The organism is Hydromonas duriensis (genome assembly GCF_004363775.1).
Classification (GTDB): domain Bacteria; phylum Pseudomonadota; class Gammaproteobacteria; order Burkholderiales; family Burkholderiaceae; genus Hydromonas; species Hydromonas duriensis.
In genome coordinates, this window is the sequence record NZ_SNZE01000017.1 from 1 (window position 1) to 20,404 (window position 20,404).

Here is a 20,404-nt window from a genome sequence, read left to right on the forward strand (position 1 = left end):
ACCTACCCACAGCGCCTAACTTGCTCAACCAATGCTTTGACGCCGATGCACCGAATACCAAATGGGTGGCTGACATCACGTACATTCGGGTGAAGAAGCAATGGCTGTATTTGGCAGTGGTGGTTGACTTGTACTCACGCAGGGTGATTGGTTGGGCTTTTGGTGAGCGCATCAATGCACTGTTCGCAAGCCTATCAGCGATTGATTAAAGCTTATGACTTGAAATGCAGTATGAGCGGCAAAGGCAACTGCTACGACAATGCCGCCTGTGAGAGCTTCTTCCACACGCTCAAGGTCGAACATGTCTATCGCATTGCCTTTGAGTCAATGAAGCACGCCAGACGCGAAATCTTCTGGTTTATTGAAGCCTATTACAACTTCAAACGCAAACATTCAAAATTGGGATACCAAAGCCCTGTAAAATTTGAATCCGCAGCATCTAAAATAGCTGCTTAAAATGTCCGTTGAAATGAGGGCAAATCAAGTACGGCATGGATGATATTTGCGACATCCCCTTAATTATAAAATCTCTTTATATAAAAATAGAATATAAAATTGCAATTCATTATTTTGAAAATACATATTCAATATCTATAATGCTGTTTATCTATTTTTGATTGTTTGATCCCCCCCACTTTGTCATTAAAAAAGGATGTTCATGATTTTTGATCCGCTCTACATTGGACTTGGCTTTCTTGTCGGCATCATTGTTGGCCTAACGGGTGTTGGCGGTGGTTCGCTCATGACGCCGCTGTTAATATTTGTTTTTGGTATTAAACCATCTTTGGCCGTAGGCACTGATTTATTATTCGCCGCCATTACAAAAGCGTTTGGCGTCGTCAAGCATCAGCAACACCGCAACATTGATTGGCGCATCACAGGTTTATTGTCTTTGGGAAGCATTCCCTCAGCCCTGCTGACTTTATGGTGGCTGCGCAACGCCAGTATTGACTCAGATGTTGTCAATTTGTACATGAAAAAAGTGCTCGGCATCATGTTGTTCTTAACGGCGGCGGCGATTTTTTTAACTCAATTGTTACGTAAAAAGCGAGTTGAACAGCACCCCCATGGTTTTCACTCAAATCACGCCCCGAAAAATCGCCAAATCATGACCGTATTGTTGGGTCTCGTTTTGGGATTCTTGGTTACATTTAGCTCTGTGGGTGCGGGTGCTGTTGGCATGGTTGCATTGTATGCACTGTATAATCACAGCCCAGCCGTTCGTTTGGTTGGTAGCGACATCGCTCACGCTGTACCTTTAACTTTGGTTGCAGGATTGGGACACGCCAGCTTAGGTTCTGTTGATTTTAATTTACTGCTGGTTTTGTTGCTGGGTTCTATTCCTGGAATTTGGCTCGGCAGCCACTGGTCGGCCAAGGCGTCTGAACGCTTACTGCGTATGTTATTGGCTGTCATTTTAACTATTTCGGGTTACAAATTGCTGGTGTAAGTACAATGGTTTGCACTTTAAAACCTTTATACTTACGAGCTTTGAGTTCGCATTCTTTTCGTTTATTTTGAGATTTAACTATGTACAAGTACACTGACCTAGACCAAGCCATCGTTCAAGAGCGCGTCAATCAATACCGCGACCAGCTCAATCGCCATTTATCAGGCGAGCTGTCTGAAGATGAGTTTCGCCCTTTGCGTTTGCAAAACGGCTTGTACATCCAACGTCACGCCCCGATGCTGCGCGTTGCTATTCCTTACGGATTATTATCGTCGGTACAATTACATGCTTTAGCGGACATCGCTCACACGTACGATCGCGGCTACGCCCACTTCTCAACCCGCCAAAACATTCAATACAATTGGCCCGCCTTAGAACGCTCGGCTGATATTTTGCAAGATTTAGCCAATGTGCAAATGCACGCCATCCAGACTTCGGGCAACTGCATCCGCAACATCACCTCTGACCAGTTTGCGGGCGTTGCCGCCGACGAGTTGGTTGACCCACGTCCGTATTGCGAAATTTTGCGCCAATGGAGCACATTTCACCCCGAATTTGCCCACCTGCCACGCAAGTTCAAAATAGCCGTCAGTGCCTCAACAGAAGACCGTGCGGCCACGTCATTTCATGATATTGGTCTATTCATTGTCAAAAACGATGCGGGCGACATCGGATTTCGCGTTTTGGTCGGTGGCGGTTTGGGGCGCACGCCCATTGTTGGCGCGGTGATTCGAGAATTTTTGCCTTGGCAACACATGATGAGCTATTGCGAATCAATTTTGCGGGTCTACAACCGCTATGGTCGTCGGGACAATATGTATAAAGCCCGCATCAAAATTCTAGTCAAAGCCTTGGGCGCAGAGGAATTTGCTCGTCAAGTCGAAGCAGAGTTCAAATTCGCAGAAAATGGCCCCTCCACCGTAACCCAAGACGAATTAGAACGCGTGCGCGGCCATTTCACCCAACGCACCTACCCTGCCCGCCCTGCTGTTAATTTTGACACACAAGACAAGGCATTCGCCCGCTGGCGCGAACGCAACGTCAAGCCGCATAAGGTCGAAGGCTACAGTGCCGTTGTGGTCTCACTTAAGCCCAATAAAGTCGCCCCTGGTGACGCCACTACGGAGCAACTGCACTTTGTCGCTGACTTAGCCGAGCAATACAGTTTCGGCGAAATTCGCGTTGCCCATGAACAAAACCTCATCCTCGCCGATGTTGCACAAGAAGACCTCAAAGCCGTTTGGGACGCGCTTAAAACACAAGGTTTGGCGACGCCAAACATCGGTCTGTTGACCGACATTATTGCCTGCCCTGGCGGTGACTTTTGTGCGCTCGCCAACGCCAAGTCGATTCCAATTGCCAATGCGATTCAAGACAAATTTGACAATCTCGACTATTTGTACGACTTAAGCGATATTCAATTGAATATTTCAGGATGCATGAACTCTTGCGGTCATCATCATGTCGGTCACATCGGCATTTTAGGAGTAGACAAGGATGGCAATGAATGGTACCAAATTTCACTCGGTGGCTCAGATGGCTCAACCATAGGTGGCTATAAACCGACCATTGGTAAAATTATTGGCCCATCATTTAAAGCCGATGAAGTGCCTAGCGTCATTGAAAAAATCATCAATACTTATCTTGCTCACAAACAAAATGGTGAACATTTTCTCGAAACCGTCCAGCGCATAGGCATCGCCCCGTTTAAAGAAAATGTCTACCCACCGAAACACTAAAACGGTTTTAAGTACACATTGAACAAACTTCAAACCAAAATTTAAACCAAAAGCAGATAAAAATCAGATAACACCGAGAGTAACCATGGCCAAACCATTCATTTTGAATCAACAACCCGCTACCGATGATTGGCACTTGCTCCGCGCCACCGAGGGCGAAGATGAGGCCACATTAAACGTGCCCACGGGTCAAGTCATCGTGCCCTTGGCGACGTGGCAAGCGCAACCCGCACTGCATAACCGCCATGATGTTGGCGTGTGGCTGAACAACACTGTTGAACCTGAGCATCTTGACCTTAACTGGTCGGCATTTCCTGTTATTGCCTTGGATTTTCCAAAGTTCACCGATGGTCGCAGCTATTCTATTGCTTATATTTTGCGCAACCGCTTAGGATTTAAAAATCAATTACGCGCCATCGGCGACGTATTGGTTGACCAAGTGTTTTACATGACGCGGGTCGGTTTTAACGCCTTGTCTTTGCGCGAAGACCAAAAAATCGACTCTGCTTTAAGAGCCTTGAACGCATTTACAACACCCTACCAAGGCTCAACCGACGACGCCCGCCCATTTTTTGTACGTCAAGGAGCATAAAATGAGCACACTTGCCGATAAAATCAAAGCCACACAACTCACGCTTGAGCGCATCGCAGCTGATTTCAGCCCAGCCGTATTCGCCAACTCGTTGGCGTTAGAAGACATGGTCATCACCGACATGATTGCCAAGGCCAAATTACCAATTGGCATCTTCACCTTACAAACTGGGCTGCTGCATAACGAAACCAGCCAGATGGTACAAGTCATCCAAGCGCACTATGGTTTAAGCGTAACCGAGTTTGTGCCTGACGCACAAGATGTTGAACACTACATCGCCGCGCATGGCAAATTCGCCTTTTATGAATCGGTCGATTTACGCAAGGCCTGCTGCCACATTCGCAAAGTCAAACCACTCAAACGCGCATTGGCGGGGCAAAAAGCATGGCTCACAGGACAACGCAGTGAACAGTCCGTCACGCGCACGAATCTGCACGTACACGAATTTGACGCAGCCAACGGCTTGGAAAAATTCAACCCCATCGCGGATTGGACGTTTGACGATGTCAAAACCTATATATCGCAACACAACGTGCCCTACAACCCGCTCCACGACAAAGGCTATCCATCAATTGGCTGTGAACCCTGTACCCGCGCGATTAAAGCAGGAGAAGACATCCGCGCAGGTCGTTGGTGGTGGGAAAACCAAGACTCGAAAGAATGTGGTTTACACGTATCCGAACAAGCTGCTTCACCCACAACCCAGAAAAAAGAAGACCCACACGCAGACTGAACATGAATGTATTGCAACACGTTTTGCAATAGGTTTTGCAATAGGTTTTGCAATCAGCCGCCAAAAGTCACATGTTAAAATACCCGCTTCATTTTTAAAGAATATATTATGAGCACGACACACTTTAACGAACAATTCAACAGCGCCCACCTTGACTGGCTCGAATCCGAATCCATCCACATCTTGCGCGAACTCGCTGCCGAATGCGAACGCCCCGCCTTACTCTTCTCGGGCGGTAAAGATTCGCTGGTCGTGCTGCACTTGGCACTAAAAGCCTTTCGCCCGAACAAACTGCCCTTCCCGCTCGTACACATCGACACGGGACACAACTTCCCCGAAGTCATCGAGTTTCGCGACTACACCATCAACCGACTTGGTGAACGTTTGATTATCGGCAGCGTCGAAGAATCCATCCGCAAAGGAACGGTGCGCCTGCGCAACCCAGACACCGACAGCCGCAACGCCGCGCAAGCCGTAACATTGCTCGAAACCATCGCTGAACACGGCTTTGACGCCTGCATCGGCGGCGCGCGCCGCGACGAAGAAAAAGCCCGCGCCAAAGAACGCATCTTCTCATTCCGCGACGACTTCGGCCAATGGGATCCAAAAGCGCAACGCCCTGAGCTGTGGAGCTTGTACAACACCCGCGTACACAAAGGCGAAAACATGCGCGTCTTCCCAATTTCCAACTGGACCGAAATGGACATCTGGCAATACATTTCACGCGAAAACATCGAACTACCGAGCATCTACTTCGCCCACGACCGCGAAGTGTTTGAGCGCAACGGCTTGATTGTCTCCAACATGCCCATCACCCCGCCACAAACCGACGGCGAACGCGCCAGCTTAAAAACCCAACGCGTGCGCTTTCGCACCGTCGGCGACATGACCTGCACCAGCCCCGTACACTCCAGCGCGGACAACGTCGATAAAATCCTCGCCGAAACCGCCGAAACCACGATTACAGAACGCGGCGCAACGCGGCTCGACGACCAAACCAGCGAAGCGTCAATGGAAAAACGGAAAAAAGAAGGTTATTTTTAAACACTGGGGCAAAACGTCATTGCGAGCTTGACTCGCAACGGCCTTGAAAATGTCATTGCGGGCTTGACCCGCAATCTCCCACGTAACAATGCAGTGCAAAGCGTCACAAGCCGCAAACGCCATACACTGTAAATTTAAACGCAGTGGCTAATTAAAGACACGCGGCGCAATGCGCAAAAACACTTATTGCACCCTATGAACTATTAATTACTAAATCTTTCAATGAAACCAATAAAGCATCTACTCTTTCCATCTTTATTGATGATTATGTTGTTTTTATCTTGTCAGTCAAAAGCAGAAACGGTGAAGGAAGATAATTGCCAACTGTTAGCCATTGACAATAACACCCAACTCCAAAGATATCAAATTGCAGAGTGTTTTTTTGAAAAAGAGGACTATTCGGCAGCACTCCCATATTATGAGCAACTTGCAAACGAAGGTTATGCAAAGGCAGAAAATAGCCTAGGGTTCTATTATCAGTTTGGAGTTTCAGGTAAAGGCATTGATTATCCAAAAGCAATGAGTCTGTATAAATCAGCAGCTAATAAAGGCGTATCTGATGCCATGGTTGGATACGGAGGCTTCTTTTTAAGAGGAGATGGCGTCAAAAAAAACTATAAAACTGCTTTATTTTGGTTTGAAAAGGCAGCAAAATTAAACGACCCAAATGGATTATACAGCTTAGGAGTGATGTACCAAAATGGGCTTGGTGTTGCCAAAAAAGACATGAAAAAGGCGCGGTTTTTTTGGAAACAAGCTGCAGATCTTGGTGACAAGTTAGCCTTATTTATGCTTACTAATGCCAAATAGCTTCCATCATCAAGAAACTTATATGGATCTCATGCTAATGAACAAATGTTATACAAAGGAAAAATAATGACCACCACCCACAACCAAGGCCTCCTCCGCTTCATCACCGCAGGCAGCGTCGATGATGGCAAATCCACCCTCATTGGCCGCTTACTGTATGATTCTAAAAGCATTTTTGTGGACCAGCTCAGTGCTGTGTCTAAGTCTAAACACAACCGCTCGTATGACAACAGCGTTGATTTGTCGCTGTTGACGGATGGTTTGGAGGCCGAGCGCGAGCAAGGCATCACCATCGACGTGGCGTATCGTTATTTCGCCACGCCGCGCCGCAAGTACATCATCGCCGACACCCCAGGGCATGAGCAATACACGCGCAATATGGTGACGGGCGCGTCGACCGCGCATGCGGCGATTATTTTGATTGATGTGGGTAAAATTGATTTTTCAGTGGCTGGGCAAGTGGAGTTGTTGACGCAAACCAAGCGACATTCTGCCTTGGTGGCGTTGCTTGGTGTCAAGCATGTGATTGTTGCGGCGAATAAGATGGATTTGATTGATTACGACCAAAGCAAATACAACCGCATTGTGGACAGTTACACAGCCTTGGCTGAACGGGTGGGCTTGGCGCATTTCACGCCGATACCGTTGTCGGCTCTCAAGGGCGATAATGTGGTGCACGCTTCGGATGAGTTGTCGTGGTATACAGGCTCGCCCCTGCTTGAGCTGCTGGATACATTGGAAGTGCCTGACGAATCGGCTCAAGCATTGCGCTTTCCCGTTCAGCAGGTGGTGCGTCATGATGGCAATAAAATCGATGATTTTCGTGGATACGCAGGCCGCATCGAATCGGGTACGGTGCGCGTGGGCGATACCGTCGTGATTCAGCCGCAAAATCGTGAAACGACCATTGCGGGCATTCATACTTATGATGGCGAACGCGATGATGCGTATGCGGGTTTATCGGTCACTTTGACCTTGGCGGATGACATTGATATTTCGCGCGGAGATTGGATTAACATCGCGTCGCAAGCGGCTGAAGTGAGTAAAACCCGTGCGGCGGACATGTGCTGGTTTTCAGATGATACTTTAAGTTTGTCGCGTAAGTATTTGATTAAGCACGGAACTCGAACGGTAGCGGCGCGCATCAATGCGATTGATTACAAGTTGGACATCCACGCCTTGGAAGAGCACTCAAGTGCCAGCGATTTGAAAATGAATGAAATTGCTCGGGTTAATGTGCAGTTGCAACATGCGCTGCCAATTGATGCTTATGCCGAGATTAAGGCGGGGGGCGCGTTCATCGTCATTGATGAGGTGAGCAATCAAACCTTGGCCGCTGGCATGTTTGCGTAATCGGAGGGGCATCATGAGTCAACAGATTGTCACTTTCCCTGCGTTTACAGTCAAAGGACTGTCGGTGTCTTCGCGCAACAGCGATGAAATGAATCCTGACACGGCTAAAATTGGGCAACTTTGGCGCGATTTTTTCGGGCGCGACTTAATCAGCAGCATTCCGAATCGTGAACCGAGTACGCCCATTTATGGCGTGTACAACAATTACGAATCCAATCAGCACGGCGCATTTGACCTGACCGCGGGTGTACGGATACTGAACACCGAGGCCGCCGATGCCGAGGATGTGGCATTGGACGCAATCAACAGTGATTTGAGCGTTGTGACGGTTGAGGCTGGCGAATACATGGCTTTTGAAACCCAAGGCAGCATGCCTCAACGCATCATTGACGGCTGGGCGCAAGTTTGGACATATTTTGAAAAAGGTGACAGCAGCTATAAACGCCGTTTTTCTAGCGATTTTGAGCAATACGTCGATGAAAGCAATGTGGTTATTTATGTCGCGGTTGAAAAAAAAGCCACGTCAAGATGAGTACACACACGGTCACTTTTGTCGGTGCAGGCCCTGGGGCTGCCGATTTAATTACGTTGCGGGGGTTGAAAGCCTTGCAATCGGCTCAAGCCGTGCTGTTTGATGCGCTGATTGATGCGAGCTTGCTGACGCATTGTTCATCCGATGCGATTCTGATTGATGTCGGCAAGCGTTGCGGCTTGGGTCGCTCACGACCGCAGGATGAGATTAATCAATTGCTGGTTGAAAATGGCTTGGCTTTTGAACGCGTCGTGCGTCTAAAAGGTGGCGACCCCTCAATTTTTGGACGTTTAGACGAAGAAATGAGCGCGGTAAAAGCGGCTGGCTTAAATGTTGAGGTTGTCCCAGGTGTCACTGCGGCACTGGCGGCTGCGGCTGCGGCACAGACCCCTTTAACTCGTCGGGGTGTATCGCGAAGCGTGCGCCTGATGACCGCCAGCGTTGGGCAAAACCAGCCGCACCATGCTTGGGATGCGCACGCCGATGCCAATGAGACCATGGTTTTTTATATGGCGGGACGGCAGTTGCAGCAAATTGCCCACAGTTTATTGGACAAAGGCTTTTCACCCAACACCCCTGCCCTCATCATGCAAGGCGTGAGTTGGTCGAACCAAAGCGAGCAACGCACGGTATTGGGGCAGTTGGCCGATTTTGGTTTTGAGCTACACGATGCGCCGTGTGTGTTGCTTGTGGGCTTGGCTTTGGCTGATAAATGATGAGCGCACGCAGTGATGGCGCATTAACGGGTGAAAGATGCGGCATAGCTTGCCATTGCTTGAATAACATTATCACTTTGCCCCACTGCAGGCGCTACGGACAGTTGAATGTAAGGGTGTTTTTGCTTAACTGCTTGAATTAATTCATCTAAATCACGCGCAACATGGTTACCAACGCCAAAGAACATCGGCACAATCGTGATGTGATGAATACCTTGTGTGATGACGTTTTCCAAAGACTCACTTAAGGTTGGATGCATAAATTCCAAAAATGCCAGTTCGACTTGAGCATCAATATTTTGCTGTTCAAGCCGCTGTGCCACCCGCTCAAATGGCTCGCGCCAACCTGATTGTCGCGAACCGTGGGCAAAAAGAATAAGGGCGCGTTTGTTTGTGTTGATATTTGACATGACCTAACCCAGAAGTAAAAACGTGCCCATTGTAGCGATTTTTACGATGAAGGATATTTTTTGTATTTTTTACTGTAAAAATCATGTGTTATAGCGTTGCAAGGCGCATTCGCCTCAACAAAACAGCGTAAATTGCGCTAAAATACGGCTTTTGTATTTTTAGGTGAAACGGATAAAACGATACAAAGACATTGTATTGACCGCTACGCCCGCATCATCCGCTTTTAAAAGGAAGACCCATGACTCACGTTGTACTCGAAGCCTGCATTCAATGTCGTTACACTGATTGTGTGGACGTTTGTCCCGTTGACTGCTTCAAAAAAGGCCCTAATTTTTTAGTCATCGACCCTGATGAGTGTATTGACTGCGCGGTGTGCATCCCTGAATGCCCTGTAGAAGCAATTGTTGCAGAGGAAGACGTGCCCGCCGACCAACAGCATATGATTGCACTGAATGCCGAGTTGACGAAGGCTTGGCCAACGATTTCACGCATGGAGTCCGCGTTGCCTGACGCTGACGAATGGGCGAAAAAAACCGATAAATTGCAATATCTGATTAAAGACCCATCTTAAGCTTTAAGTATTGAATTGGAACTTTTTTTAGCGTTGCCGCATATACTGCACGACAACCCTGTCTTTTTTGCTTTTAAAGAACATCAAATTTTTATGTCTAATATCAATCACGAAACCGTTACCAGTGTTCATCATTGGAACGACACGCTTTTTAGCTTCACCTGCACACGCGACCCAAGTTGCCGCTTCATTAACGGTCAATTTGTCATGATTGGCTTAATGGTCGATGGTCGTCCGCTCATGCGCGCCTACTCGATTGTTAGCGCAAATTATGAAGAACACCTCGAGTTTTATTCAATTAAAGTACAAGACGGCCCTCTGACCTCACGCTTGCAACACCTCAAAGTTGGCGATGAGATTCTCGTGAGCAAAAAAGCCACAGGGACATTGGTACAAGATAACTTATTGCCAGGCAAAAACCTGTATTTATTTGCTACGGGTACGGGACTTGCGCCATTTATGTCCATCATCAAAGACCCAGAAGTATATGAGCGTTATGAAAAAATCGTGTTGATTCATGGCGTGCGCATGGTCAGCGAGCTGGGCTATAAAGATTTCATTGAAAATGAACTACCAGCCAATGAGTTCTTTGGCGAAGAGGTGCGGCAAAAATTGATTTACTACCCCACCGTCACACGCGAACCATTCAAGAATCAAGGTCGTCTCACGGACTTAATCAAAAATGGCAAGCTGGCACAAGACATAGGCTTGCCACAGCTCAACGCCGCACACGACCGCGTTTTGATTTGTGGCTCACCATCCATGCTCGCAGAAAGCAGTCAAATGCTGAATGACATGGGCTTCGTTGAGTCGCCGCGCATGGGGGAACCCGGTGATTATGCGATTGAGCGGGCTTTTGTCGAGAAGTAAAAATAATAAAAAAATACCGACCTTCAAGGTCGGTATTTTTTTATTAGCTTACGCAACCTTTGTATTTTTTGGTCATAAATTTCTTTCAAACTCACCGTGAGACAATTGGGTCAAAGTTAGTTCAATTTGCTAAAACTTTTTTTGCAATTAGTCTTAATATTTTGAGTTTTTAGCATGACTAGTTAGCATTCCTTCATAAAGTTAATCCAATACCTATGGCTCTATGCTAGAATTACGTTTTTTCTTGCTTTCTTTTTACATAGGTAAAATTTCAATAAGCTCCTTGTGCTTAAACTAAAGCTTACATGCAATGATTTAACTTTGAATCTGGTTCTGAGGCTTTTAAAAAATCCAATAAGGTTTTTATAATGAATATCATTGAAACGGATGTGTTGATTATTGGGGCTGGCCCTTCTGGCTCAGTAGCTGCTGGAATTTTAAGAACTAAATCAAAAACACCTATTGATGTTCTGATTTTAGAAAAAAGTACTTTCCCACGATTTTCAATCGGCGAGAGTCTGCTACCTCAGAGCATGGCCTTCATTGAAGAGGCAGGAATGTTGCAAGCTGTTGTGGATTATGGCTTTCAATTTAAAAATGGTGCTCAGTTTTCCTATCAAGGGCAACGCACACATTTTGACTTTCGGGAGAAATTTTCCTCTGGTTGGGGTACTACATTTCAAGTCCAACGCGCTGATTTTGATCAGGTTTTAATTAAAGAAGCCGAAAAACAAGGCGCAATCATAAAATTCCGTCAAGAAGTAATATCTTATGAGTATGATGCTGCGCTGAAAAAATGCATTGTGACTGTCTGCAATCACGAGAATGATGAAAAATACCAAGTCAAAGCAAATTTTGTTTTGGATGCGAGTGGCTTTGCTCGGGTCTTTCCAAGGTTGTTAAATTTAGAAAGCCCTTCTACTTTACCCGTTCGTCAGGCTATTTTTACTCATATTGAAGACAATATCTCGGATAAAACATTTGATCGCAATAAAATTTTAATTACGGTTCACCCAAGCCATATTGATGTTTGGTATTGGCTCATTCCTTTCTCTAATGGCAGGTGTTCATTTGGTGTCGTTGCTGAAAGCACTTTCTTTAAAAAAATCGAGGGTGCTTCTTATGATGAAAAGTTGAAAAACTTGGTTCATCAAGATGATTATTTGTCACATTTGTTATCAAATGCTAATTGGCCAATCCCCGTTCAAACAATAATAGGTTATTCAGCTAATGTTAAATCACTGGTTGGACAAGGCTATGCGTTATTGGGTAATGCGGGGGAGTTTTTAGATCCTGTATTTTCGTCAGGAATTACCATCGCGGTTAAATCTGCAAGTTTAGCCGCCAATTGCTTAATTCAAGAGCGCGAAGGCAATCCAGTGGATTGGAATGAGGACTTTGAACAACCTTTGCGCTTAGGCGTGGATGTTTTCAGGACTTATGTCGAAGCATGGTATGAAGGTAAATTCCAAGACATTGTATTTAGCAAAAGACAACAAACGGATATTCGCAATATGCTTTCATCAATTTTGGCTGGTTATGCTTGGGATGTTGATAATCCATTTGTATATCAATCAAAAAGGCGCTTGATGGCTCTTCACGAGTTGCTTACTACATGAATGTGAATGTCTTTAAACTTGTACTTTTGGCATTGTTGCTCTCATTATTGCAAATCTTAACTGCCTGCTCGCATGTTCAAACGTCGCAAGACATTGTCATACCGCAAAAAAGATTTGAGATGCCGTTACTCCAGCCTAAAGACTGGGGTGTCAGTTTTACCCAGACGCAGGTATTGAATATCAAAGCACACAATCAGGAACATCAAGTTCAAGCAGTGTTGGAAGTTAATAATCAGGCTGTTCAACTGGTCTTATTAAAATTTGGGCAACGGTTGATGTCACTTCATTTTGATGGCTACACAACTAGAATCGAAAAAGAGACTTATGCTCCAGAGTTTCTTCAACCTCAGCAAGTATTCCAAGATATACAAATACTCTATGCAGATGCAGAGAAATTACGTCAAGTTTTGCCTGTAAATTGTCATTTGCTCAGTACTCCGAATATGCGAGAGCTAACTTGCAATTCTGAAGTTATTTATCAAATTTACTACAACCTTTCGGATGCGACGAATCAAAGTTTAAAACGTACTCGGCTAATCAATCAACAAAATCAATATGCGATTACAGTTGATGCAATCGGTGATTAAGTGGCTAAAAAATTATTATGGAACCTTGTAAAGTCTTTATACATGCATTTGATGGCGTTTGCGCATTAGGCGAGGGTCGAGAATACTTGACATCTGCGCTATTGAGTGAAAAAAAACCCTCAAATGATTATGTTATTGATAGTTTCACTCCCAACAAACCCATTTTTTTAGGTCGTATTTTTCCTGAAATTCAAGAGGAAACACTTCCCAAAAATCTGCCTATTCAGTTTTTAACAAAAATAAACGCCCTTCTATATAGAAATTTTCAACTCATCAAGCCTCAATGGCAAACCATTACCCAATCCATTCCAAAAAATAGAATTGCAGTCATTTTGGGTTCAAGTAATGCAGGCATTGAGTCGGGTGAGAATGCAATCGAAGCGTTCGAAAAGAATGCGACATTGCCTGAAAATTATCGTTACCAACAGCAAGAGTACGGCAATCCAGCTCAATTTATGGCATGGCTGTTGGAAGCTCAAGGCCCCGCTTATATCATTTCAACAGCCTGCTCCTCAAGCGCAAAAGCATTTATTTCAGGTGCTAGGTTACTGCAACAAAATTTGTGTGACGTCGTTTTGGTTGGAGGCGCAGATGTGCTAAGTCAACTCACAGCTGGCGGCTTTTTGGCCTTAGATGCAATTGATGGTGGACGCTGTCAGCCATTTTCAGCACAGCGTAAAGGCATCCATCTCGGAGAGGCTTCAGCTTTATTTATCATGACACGGCAGCCGTCAGAGCTGTGTCTTAAAGGTTGGGGAGAGGCATCAGATGCTCACCACATGGCGGCTCCACATCCAGAGGGTTTGGGGGCAGAAAGTTGTATGAGAAAAGCGCTTACTCGAGCAGAGCTTTCTCCTTCAGACATTGATTATCTCAACCTACACGGCACTGCCACGTTGCAAAATGATGCAATGGAAGCAATTGCCGTTGATAAAATATTTAAATACTCCAAAACTCAAATGAGTTCTACAAAACCCTTAACGGGTCACACCTTGGGAGCCGCGGGTGCGATTGAGGCACTTTTCTGTTGCTTGACCTTGATGCAAAATAAATCCAGCGAATGTGATGAAGCATCACGACTACCCATTCACTGGATGTCTGGCAAAACTGACGATAGCCTTCCGCAGATGAATTTTGTTACAGCAGATAGTAATACAACTCAGTCTTTGAACGTTGCCATGACTAATTCTTTTGGATTCGGTGGTAGTAATGCCTGTTTAATTTTCACAAAGGAAAAATGATGACAAACAGCCCTACTCTTCCTTGCCCAGCACATCCATATATTCCGCACGAGTCACCCATGGCGTTGGTGGATGCGATTGTTTCGTGTGATGACAACAAAATAACCACAGAAATTTATTTGGATGAATCTCATCTTTTTGCACAAAATCAAAAAATTCCCACCTATGTTGGAATCGAGTTTATGGCTCAATCTGCGGCCGCTTGGTCTGGATTCAATGCCAGAGCAAACTTAATCAATAATGAATACCATGCGCCCATTGGCTATTTGTTGGGTACGCGTGAGTTCATGTGTTTTACCCCTTATTTTAAGGTAGGCGATACTTTAACTGTTAGCTGTGAGTGTTTGCTCCAGTCATCTGAAGGTTTGGGATCGTTTGATTGTCAAGTTGTCAATCAGGATGGACAACTATTGGCACAAGCAAGGTTGTCCGTATACCAGCCCAACGCCACAAACACCAATACCTGAATTTGGAAAGATAAAAAATGCTGCCCAATCCCAATCAACTAGATATTTTAGTTACTGGCTCTACCCGAGGTATTGGTTTTGCCATTGCACAACGCCTACTAGAATCAGGCTATGGCGTTGTTCTTCATGCGCGTAAGCAAAGCGCAATAGAATCAGCAATGACGTCCTTAAAATCCTTTCAAAAGTTTGAGCACCAGATAAGAGGTTTATGTTTTGATGTCACCCAACGGGAAGATACTGAAGCCAAACTTCTTCAAGATATTGAGCAATTCGGATGTTATTACGGTGTGGTATGCAATGCGGGTATTGCAGCCGACAACGCATTCCCAGCAATGATGGATAAGGAATGGGATGATGTGATAGATACTAATTTGCATGGATTTTACAACGTGCTTCGTCCGCTGGTTTTACCCATGATACAAAGACGCTCATCTGGGCGAATTGTTACGCTTTCATCTGTGTCGGGGATGACGGGTAATCGAGGCCAAGTGAACTATAGTGCGGCAAAGGCTGGGATTATTGGCGCAACGAAGGCCTTGGCCGTTGAGCTGGCGAAAAGGAAAATTACGGTCAATTGTGTTGCTCCTGGACTTATTGATACCGACATGGTTGAGCCTCATGTGCTAGCTGAAGCATTAAAAATCATTCCGATGCAACGCATGGGGACAACCGCAGAAGTGGCTGGATTGGTCAATTTCTTAATGTCAGACGAAGCGGCCTACATCACGCGCCAAGTCATATCGGTCAATGGAGGGATGTTCGGATGAATTCTTATCCAAGACGAGTCGTTGTTACTGGAATGGCCTGCATCACTCCTGTTGGACATGATTGGTCAGACATACTTCTAAACTTAAAAAGAGAGCAAAATTTTATTAAGTATATTCATGAATGGGATGAGTATGCGGACTTAAATACGCGCTTAGGTGCTTTTGCTCAAAATTTTGAACTACCGCCGCACTATAATCGAAAAGCCATCCGCTCAATGGGGCGAGTAGCACTCATGGCAACTCTCGCTACGGAGCAAGCACTTAAAGATGCGCAGCTATTGGGCGATCCTTGGATAAAATCTGGTGAGGTTGGCATTTCGTATGGCTCATCTTCTGGCTCTCCAAATGCGTTGTGCGATTTTGGGCAAATCCCAGTGAAAAAACGGGTAGATGGCGTCAATGCCACGACCTACATTCGTATGATGAGCCACACGGCTCCTGTTAATATTGGCGTATTTTTTGGAATAACGGGGCGCATCATCACAACCTCAAGTGCTTGCACATCTGGCAGCCAAGGCATTGGCTACGCCTACGAAGCAATTGCTTCAGGACAACAAGTCGCAATGGTTGCGGGTGGCGCAGAGGAGCTAGATGTCACACAAGCAGCAGTTTTCGATACCCTTTTTGCCACCAGCACCAAAAATAGCACCCCCGAAGAGTCCCCTCGCCCTTTTGATACGGACCGTGATGGTCTCGTTCTGGGCGAAGGCGCGGCTACTTTAATACTTGAAGAGTATGAGCACGCCAAAGCTCGTGGTGCAAAAATTTACGCAGAAATAATTGCTTTTGGAACAAACAGTGATGGTTGCCACGTCACACAACCACAGGCAACAACAATGGAACGTGTACTCAGATTGGCTTTAAAACAAGCAAAAATCCCGACCAGTGAGATTGGGTATGTCAGTGCACATGGAACAGCCACTGAACATGGTGACATCAGTGAAAGCATTGCCACATGGAATGTTTTTCAAAGAGATGTGTGCATGAGTTCACTCAAAAGTTATATGGGACATACACTTGGCGCTTGCGGTGCAATAGAGGCCATACTGTCAATTCACATGATGCATGAAGGCTGGTTTTGTCCAACGGTTAATTTGAAGCAGATTGATGGCAGGTTGCCGCCTTTGGGCTTTGTACAAAAAGGTTATACCGACAAAAAAGTTGAATACATCATGAGTAACAACTTCGCGTTTGGAGGCATCAACACCTCCTTGATTTTCAAGCGATGTGAATAAGTGCTACTTAAAGGAAAACGATATGAAGTTAAATAAATTGCTCGTTATTTTAACTGTTGCCACACATGTTTTTTTACCTGCAAATACTAAAGCAAGCGACGAAGTGGTCTATCTACCCATTGTTGATGTTTTGAACTCAGCTGATGCTCAAGAAAAATTGGATCGAACCGTCTTATTTAATTTTGCAAAGGCAACAAACGGAACGATATTAAAAGCAGGTGTTGTGGCCAATCGTAAGACCAATGCTTTTGGTAAAGCAAATGATGCTACATGTCAAAGAGCAATGCTTTCTTCTTTGATTGCACTGCAAAATTCGGCTAAACAAGCAGGTGCAAGCAAAGTGGACAACATCGTGAGCTATTATAAAAAAAATGTTTACTCCAGCAACACGCAATATGAGTGTCATGTTGGCTTTTTAGCTTCTGGCGTAGCCTTACGCGGTGATTTGATTAAGTAATTAAATGCCAATGTTTGATATCGAACAAATTCATGAAATCTGTTGTGATGTTGGCTGCCACATGGCATTAATGCCCTTGTCTAAGATGGATGACATTCACTTTTTGCCACGCTCCTTTTTGTCGAGGACTGAAGAACTTGAGTTTCAAACCAAAACGACTTCAAAAACACGAAAAAACTATCTTGCGGGCCGATTTGTTGGACAGTATTTATTAAATAAGCACTCACCAAATAACTTTCATCAGTCAATCATCAATAATAATGCTGGTGCACCTGAAATATGGAGCAATCAAACGAAGGTCAATACGACGATTAGCCTTTCTCATAGCAACGATTGGGTGGCGGCTATAATCAATAGCAATGGTCAACCTGTCGGTATCGATATTGAAAAATTTAAAGTTCGAGCATCAATGTTCGAAATGGCATTGTTTTTGGCGCACGAACAAGAGCGCGACTGGGTGACACAAAATGGCCAAAACGCCATGTGGTTTTATCAATATTGGACTGCAAAAGAAGCATTGGCTAAAGCGTATCAAAAGCCTTTGACCTCAATGAAAGATTACTCCTTTTTCTCACAACTCAACGTAGCAAAGAGTGAATCTCAACGTTGGGTTGATAATAATGGAACACATGTTCAGCATTTTAAGCTCCCATGCACTTCTTATATTGGTGCATGGGCTATCCAGCATGGTTAAAAATGAAATCAACAATACACTTTTCAATTAAAGGCTGGTCTGCTTGGGCGCCAGGTCTATGTGATGCAAAAGATTGGGTTCAATGGAGCTTTGTCCCATTTTGCCCCAATGGAGATGAGTCACCCAATTCATCAGCGATTCCCCCCATGCAACGCAGGCGGCTGAATCGAATAACCCGTATGGTTTATCATGTGGTCGACCATATTCCTCGCTCGAATGAAGTCGCTCAAGTATATTGTTCCAGACACGGTGATTTAGCAAAATCTACAGAATTATTGGTTCAATTAGCGCACCGAGAATCTTTGTCTTCACTCAACTTTGGCTTGTCCGTCCACAATGCTGTTGCGGGCAACATTTCGATATTACAACACAACAACCAAGAGATTACCTCTCTAGCGGCAGGACGGGACGGTTTGGTCAACGCCCTTGTTGAAACAACGGCTCAGTGTTACGACAACCAAAAAGACGTATTACTTGTCGTGTATGACGAAACGGTTCCATTACAATATTCTGCTGATTTAGAATTTACACAGCCCGCCGTATTTGCGTATGCACTTTTGATTTCTGTTGGCAATGATTACTCGATTGATTGGCAAAACCGACAAGATGAATTCACGCCAATGATGACCGATGTGCCTACAGAACTGGATTTTTTTGCTTGGTTCTTAAATAAACAACAAAAATCGTGGTCTTACCTTTCAAACGCCACTCAATGGCATATCCACAGAATTGGTCATGATGGAAACGATACAAAATAAATCTAATAAATCTTTTAATTACTATTGGCGTTTATTTGCGACAGGCTTGAGTTTCACTGTATTCGGCTTAGGTGGGATTGTTTTAGGCATCATCTTTTTCCCGATATTACTAATGATACCCAATAAGAAGATTTGTAGAAAAATAGCACGCTCAGCCATTCAAAAATGCTTCTTCTTTTTCATCGAGTTTATGCGAATGATGGGGGTTTTATCTTATCAGACTCAAGGGTTCGATAAGCTCAAGCAAAGGCGCGGACTTCTTATCATTTCGAATCACCCCACTTTATTAGATGTGGTTTTTTTAATTGCATTCTTAGATGATGTAGATTGCATCATAAAAAAAGAGATTTTTAAGAATCCAGTCATGATGGGGGTCGTTCGAGCGGCTGGCTATATTGCCAATGACGCACAGAATCCAGAAGAACTGATTATGAATTGCGTAGACAGGTTGTCTAATCAAACCAACCTCATCATTTTTCCCGAGGGGACCCGAACACAAACGGGTCGAGGTTATCAACTACAGCGAGGCGCATCCAATATTGCGCTTCGAGCTCAAAGTCCTATTGTGCCCATTTTAATTTGCTGCACACCACCGACTTTACGGAAGGGTGAAAGGTGGTATAATATCCCTCCTCAAAAAATGCATTTTTCACTAAGTGTTCAAAGTGACTTCCCCGTTTTAAATTACAGCGACAGCAATGCGGGTATTGCTGCACGCCAGTTGACGATAGACTTGACTCGCTATTTTTCTGAAAGACTCCCCAATGAATGATTTGGAATTTGAACTTAAAAAATTCATTATTGATACTTTGATGTTAGAGGATATTGCCCCAGAAGAAATTAATAGCTCTGCCCCTCTTTTTGTCGAAGGTTTAGGTCTAGATTCGATAGATGCTTTGGAGTTAGGGGTGGCTCTGCAAAAAAAATACGGCTTACAAATTTCTGCAAATGCCGCTGAAAATAGCCAATATTTTTCAAGTATCCAGTCCTTGGCAAAAATGGTTTCAGAAAATCGCACCATCAATTGATAAATAATATGAACAGAGAACAAATTTACCAAGTATTGAGTCAAAACTTACAAGAACTTTTTGGCGTTGATCCCGAAATCATTAAGCCTGAAGCTAGATTGTATGAGGACTTGGATATTGATAGCATTGACGCCGTTGATTTAATTGTCAAAATGCGTCAGTTGACGAATAAACGTATTGAGCCAGAAATGTTTAAATCGGTACGTACCATTGATGATGTTGTTAAAGCCTTCGAAGCGGCGCAGTAATTATTTGTTGTTGGTGAAAAGGAATGAAACGTATACTCTTATTGATTTTCACTTTGATAACAATTGCTTATCCCTTTGTCTTGTATTTTTCATTGGACAAAATTTCGATACAACTCATTTCTTTCATCATAGCTCCAATCCTAATTGCTCGATTTTTCTTGCTTCGAGTGCGCTATTTTTATGATGGCGTGATTGCAGCTTTGGGTATACTAATTTGCTTGTTGTCCTACTACTTCAATAGCAATATGCCTTTGCGGTGGTATCCACTGATTATAAATTTTGCAATGCTTAGTGTTTTTTATTCGAGTTTATATGCATCGCAAACCATTATTGAACGCTTTGCTCGACTCAGCTTTGACAAAAACCAAACGTTTCCATCACACGCAATAATCTACACCCGTAATGTCACCAAGGTCTGGTGCGTGTTTTTTGTTTTGAATGGCTTAATCTCGGCGTGGACTATATTTCACGACGACTTGAAA

The 20,404-nt window shown here is 44.6% G+C and carries 26 protein-coding genes; 25 read left to right on the forward strand and 1 reads right to left on the reverse strand.

Features of this window, described 5'->3' with window-relative positions; all coding sequences use genetic code 11:
* From DFR44_RS07870 to cobA, 11 genes are all read left to right on the forward strand, one after another.
* The coding region (locus DFR44_RS07870; RefSeq protein WP_162845205.1) for a DDE-type integrase/transposase/recombinase at positions 1–209 on the forward strand (209 nt) is incomplete at its 5' end.
* Positions 175–456 (forward strand): integrase core domain-containing protein, encoded by a 282-nt coding sequence (locus tag DFR44_RS07875; RefSeq protein WP_133620807.1) that lies wholly within the window; start codon positions 175–177, stop codon positions 454–456. The genes DFR44_RS07870 and DFR44_RS07875, both read left to right, overlap by 35 nt.
* 202 nt (positions 457–658) lie before the next feature.
* Complete coding sequence (locus tag DFR44_RS07880) at positions 659–1,450, forward strand: sulfite exporter TauE/SafE family protein (RefSeq protein WP_133620809.1); 792 nt, start codon at positions 659–661, stop codon at positions 1,448–1,450.
* An 80-nt stretch (positions 1,451–1,530) separates the two neighbouring features.
* Complete coding sequence (locus DFR44_RS07885; RefSeq protein ID WP_133620811.1) at positions 1,531–3,189, forward strand: nitrite/sulfite reductase; 1,659 nt, start codon at positions 1,531–1,533, stop codon at positions 3,187–3,189.
* 85 nt (positions 3,190–3,274) lie between these two features.
* Complete coding sequence (locus DFR44_RS07890; protein WP_133620812.1) at positions 3,275–3,781, forward strand: DUF934 domain-containing protein; 507 nt, start codon at positions 3,275–3,277, stop codon at positions 3,779–3,781.
* A 1-nt stretch (position 3,782) separates the two neighbouring features.
* Entirely contained in the window at positions 3,783–4,514 is a 732-nt protein-coding gene (locus DFR44_RS07895) for a phosphoadenylyl-sulfate reductase (protein ID WP_133620814.1), read from the forward strand.
* A 108-nt stretch (positions 4,515–4,622) separates the two neighbouring features.
* A complete protein-coding gene (cysD, locus tag DFR44_RS07900) occupies positions 4,623–5,558 on the forward strand; it encodes a sulfate adenylyltransferase subunit CysD (protein WP_133620816.1) in 936 nt (311 codons plus the stop codon).
* A 222-nt stretch (positions 5,559–5,780) separates the two neighbouring features.
* Entirely contained in the window at positions 5,781–6,368 is a 588-nt protein-coding gene (locus DFR44_RS07905; protein ID WP_133620818.1) for a tetratricopeptide repeat protein, read from the forward strand.
* Positions 6,369–6,434: 66 nt separating this feature from the next.
* Positions 6,435–7,721: a sulfate adenylyltransferase subunit 1 gene (locus tag DFR44_RS07910; protein ID WP_246012086.1), complete on the forward strand. Its 1,287-nt coding sequence runs from the start codon at positions 6,435–6,437 to the stop codon at positions 7,719–7,721.
* 13 nt (positions 7,722–7,734) lie between these two features.
* Positions 7,735–8,253, forward strand: a complete 519-nt coding sequence (locus DFR44_RS07915) for a GyrI-like domain-containing protein (protein WP_133620822.1) — start codon at positions 7,735–7,737, stop codon at positions 8,251–8,253.
* The gene (gene cobA, locus DFR44_RS07920) at positions 8,250–8,969 is read left to right on the forward strand and encodes a uroporphyrinogen-III C-methyltransferase (protein ID WP_133620825.1); all 720 of its coding nucleotides are present in this window, start codon (positions 8,250–8,252) and stop codon (positions 8,967–8,969) included. Before DFR44_RS07915 ends, cobA begins: the two co-directional genes overlap by 4 nt.
* A 23-nt stretch (positions 8,970–8,992) precedes the next feature.
* On the opposite strand, the gene DFR44_RS07925 is transcribed toward cobA, so the two are convergent.
* The gene (locus DFR44_RS07925; protein ID WP_133620827.1) at positions 8,993–9,379 is read right to left on the reverse strand and encodes a sirohydrochlorin chelatase; all 387 of its coding nucleotides are present in this window, start codon (positions 9,377–9,379) and stop codon (positions 8,993–8,995) included.
* 239 nt (positions 9,380–9,618) lie between these two features.
* Here DFR44_RS07925 and fdxA point away from each other — a divergent pair, with 239 nt between their 5' ends.
* The 14 genes from fdxA to DFR44_RS07995 all read left to right on the forward strand — a co-directional run bounded on the left by fdxA (position 9,619) and on the right by DFR44_RS07995 (position 19,922).
* Complete coding sequence (gene fdxA / locus DFR44_RS07930; RefSeq protein WP_133620829.1) at positions 9,619–9,951, forward strand: ferredoxin FdxA; 333 nt, start codon at positions 9,619–9,621, stop codon at positions 9,949–9,951.
* A gap of 93 nt (positions 9,952–10,044) precedes the next feature.
* Positions 10,045–10,821, forward strand: coding sequence for a ferredoxin--NADP reductase (locus DFR44_RS07935; RefSeq protein WP_133620831.1), 777 nt, complete (start codon positions 10,045–10,047; stop codon positions 10,819–10,821).
* Positions 10,822–11,189: 368 nt separating this feature from the next.
* Positions 11,190–12,440, forward strand: coding sequence for an NAD(P)/FAD-dependent oxidoreductase (locus DFR44_RS07940; protein WP_133620833.1), 1,251 nt, complete (start codon positions 11,190–11,192; stop codon positions 12,438–12,440).
* Entirely contained in the window at positions 12,437–13,027 is a 591-nt protein-coding gene (locus DFR44_RS07945) for a DUF3261 domain-containing protein (RefSeq protein ID WP_133620835.1), read from the forward strand. The genes DFR44_RS07940 and DFR44_RS07945 overlap by 4 nt, the downstream gene beginning before the upstream one ends.
* 17 nt (positions 13,028–13,044) lie before the next feature.
* Positions 13,045–14,268, forward strand: coding sequence for a beta-ketoacyl-ACP synthase (locus DFR44_RS07950; protein WP_133620837.1), 1,224 nt, complete (start codon positions 13,045–13,047; stop codon positions 14,266–14,268).
* Complete coding sequence (locus DFR44_RS07955) at positions 14,265–14,735, forward strand: hotdog family protein (RefSeq protein WP_133620839.1); 471 nt, start codon at positions 14,265–14,267, stop codon at positions 14,733–14,735. Before DFR44_RS07950 ends, DFR44_RS07955 begins: the two co-directional genes overlap by 4 nt.
* A gap of 17 nt (positions 14,736–14,752) precedes the next feature.
* Positions 14,753–15,502 (forward strand): 3-oxoacyl-ACP reductase FabG, encoded by a 750-nt coding sequence (gene fabG / locus DFR44_RS07960; RefSeq protein ID WP_133620841.1) that lies wholly within the window; start codon positions 14,753–14,755, stop codon positions 15,500–15,502.
* A complete protein-coding gene (locus DFR44_RS07965) occupies positions 15,499–16,737 on the forward strand; it encodes a beta-ketoacyl-ACP synthase (protein ID WP_133620843.1) in 1,239 nt (412 codons plus the stop codon). Before fabG ends, DFR44_RS07965 begins: the two co-directional genes overlap by 4 nt.
* Positions 16,738–16,759: 22 nt before the next feature.
* The gene (locus DFR44_RS07970; RefSeq protein ID WP_133620845.1) at positions 16,760–17,194 is read left to right on the forward strand and encodes an excinuclease ABC subunit A; all 435 of its coding nucleotides are present in this window, start codon (positions 16,760–16,762) and stop codon (positions 17,192–17,194) included.
* A gap of 61 nt (positions 17,195–17,255) precedes the next feature.
* On the forward strand, positions 17,256–17,888 hold the full coding sequence (locus DFR44_RS07975; protein ID WP_162845206.1) for a 4'-phosphopantetheinyl transferase family protein: 633 nt from the start codon (positions 17,256–17,258) through the stop codon (positions 17,886–17,888).
* Between the two features lie 2 nt (positions 17,889–17,890).
* Positions 17,891–18,646, forward strand: coding sequence for a beta-ketoacyl synthase chain length factor (locus DFR44_RS07980; RefSeq protein ID WP_162845207.1), 756 nt, complete (start codon positions 17,891–17,893; stop codon positions 18,644–18,646).
* Positions 18,627–19,418, forward strand: a complete 792-nt coding sequence (locus DFR44_RS07985) for a lysophospholipid acyltransferase family protein (RefSeq protein ID WP_162845208.1) — start codon at positions 18,627–18,629, stop codon at positions 19,416–19,418. Before DFR44_RS07980 ends, DFR44_RS07985 begins: the two co-directional genes overlap by 20 nt.
* The gene (locus DFR44_RS07990; RefSeq protein ID WP_133620853.1) at positions 19,411–19,674 is read left to right on the forward strand and encodes a phosphopantetheine-binding protein; all 264 of its coding nucleotides are present in this window, start codon (positions 19,411–19,413) and stop codon (positions 19,672–19,674) included. The genes DFR44_RS07985 and DFR44_RS07990 overlap by 8 nt, the downstream gene beginning before the upstream one ends.
* 8 nt (positions 19,675–19,682) lie before the next feature.
* Entirely contained in the window at positions 19,683–19,922 is a 240-nt protein-coding gene (locus DFR44_RS07995; protein WP_133620855.1) for an acyl carrier protein, read from the forward strand.
* Positions 19,923–20,404: the final 482 nt, after the last annotated feature.

Excerpts from the sequence above, each read along its gene's own strand:
- DFR44_RS07875 (WP_133620807.1), top strand. The coding sequence starts at position 175 with ATGCACTGTTCGCAAGCCTATCAGCGATTGATTAAAGCTTATGACTTG.
- DFR44_RS07880 (WP_133620809.1), top strand. The coding sequence starts at position 659 with ATGATTTTTGATCCGCTCTACATTGGACTTGGCTTTCTTGTCGGCATC.
- DFR44_RS07885 (WP_133620811.1), top strand. The coding sequence starts at position 1,531 with ATGTACAAGTACACTGACCTAGACCAAGCCATCGTTCAAGAGCGCGTC.
- DFR44_RS07890 (WP_133620812.1), top strand. The coding sequence starts at position 3,275 with ATGGCCAAACCATTCATTTTGAATCAACAACCCGCTACCGATGATTGG.
- DFR44_RS07895 (WP_133620814.1), top strand. The coding sequence starts at position 3,783 with ATGAGCACACTTGCCGATAAAATCAAAGCCACACAACTCACGCTTGAG.
- cysD (WP_133620816.1), top strand. The coding sequence starts at position 4,623 with ATGAGCACGACACACTTTAACGAACAATTCAACAGCGCCCACCTTGAC.
- DFR44_RS07905 (WP_133620818.1), top strand. The coding sequence starts at position 5,781 with ATGAAACCAATAAAGCATCTACTCTTTCCATCTTTATTGATGATTATG.
- DFR44_RS07910 (WP_246012086.1), top strand. The coding sequence starts at position 6,435 with ATGACCACCACCCACAACCAAGGCCTCCTCCGCTTCATCACCGCAGGC.
- DFR44_RS07915 (WP_133620822.1), top strand. The coding sequence starts at position 7,735 with ATGAGTCAACAGATTGTCACTTTCCCTGCGTTTACAGTCAAAGGACTG.
- cobA (WP_133620825.1), top strand. The coding sequence starts at position 8,250 with ATGAGTACACACACGGTCACTTTTGTCGGTGCAGGCCCTGGGGCTGCC.
- DFR44_RS07925 (WP_133620827.1), bottom strand. The coding sequence starts at position 9,379 with ATGTCAAATATCAACACAAACAAACGCGCCCTTATTCTTTTTGCCCAC.
- fdxA (WP_133620829.1), top strand. The coding sequence starts at position 9,619 with ATGACTCACGTTGTACTCGAAGCCTGCATTCAATGTCGTTACACTGAT.
- DFR44_RS07935 (WP_133620831.1), top strand. The coding sequence starts at position 10,045 with ATGTCTAATATCAATCACGAAACCGTTACCAGTGTTCATCATTGGAAC.
- DFR44_RS07940 (WP_133620833.1), top strand. The coding sequence starts at position 11,190 with ATGAATATCATTGAAACGGATGTGTTGATTATTGGGGCTGGCCCTTCT.
- DFR44_RS07945 (WP_133620835.1), top strand. The coding sequence starts at position 12,437 with ATGAATGTGAATGTCTTTAAACTTGTACTTTTGGCATTGTTGCTCTCA.
- DFR44_RS07950 (WP_133620837.1), top strand. The coding sequence starts at position 13,045 with ATGGAACCTTGTAAAGTCTTTATACATGCATTTGATGGCGTTTGCGCA.
- DFR44_RS07955 (WP_133620839.1), top strand. The coding sequence starts at position 14,265 with ATGATGACAAACAGCCCTACTCTTCCTTGCCCAGCACATCCATATATT.
- fabG (WP_133620841.1), top strand. The coding sequence starts at position 14,753 with ATGCTGCCCAATCCCAATCAACTAGATATTTTAGTTACTGGCTCTACC.
- DFR44_RS07965 (WP_133620843.1), top strand. The coding sequence starts at position 15,499 with ATGAATTCTTATCCAAGACGAGTCGTTGTTACTGGAATGGCCTGCATC.
- DFR44_RS07970 (WP_133620845.1), top strand. The coding sequence starts at position 16,760 with ATGAAGTTAAATAAATTGCTCGTTATTTTAACTGTTGCCACACATGTT.
- DFR44_RS07975 (WP_162845206.1), top strand. The coding sequence starts at position 17,256 with ATGGCATTAATGCCCTTGTCTAAGATGGATGACATTCACTTTTTGCCA.
- DFR44_RS07980 (WP_162845207.1), top strand. The coding sequence starts at position 17,891 with ATGAAATCAACAATACACTTTTCAATTAAAGGCTGGTCTGCTTGGGCG.
- DFR44_RS07985 (WP_162845208.1), top strand. The coding sequence starts at position 18,627 with ATGGAAACGATACAAAATAAATCTAATAAATCTTTTAATTACTATTGG.
- DFR44_RS07990 (WP_133620853.1), top strand. The coding sequence starts at position 19,411 with ATGAATGATTTGGAATTTGAACTTAAAAAATTCATTATTGATACTTTG.
- DFR44_RS07995 (WP_133620855.1), top strand. The coding sequence starts at position 19,683 with ATGAACAGAGAACAAATTTACCAAGTATTGAGTCAAAACTTACAAGAA.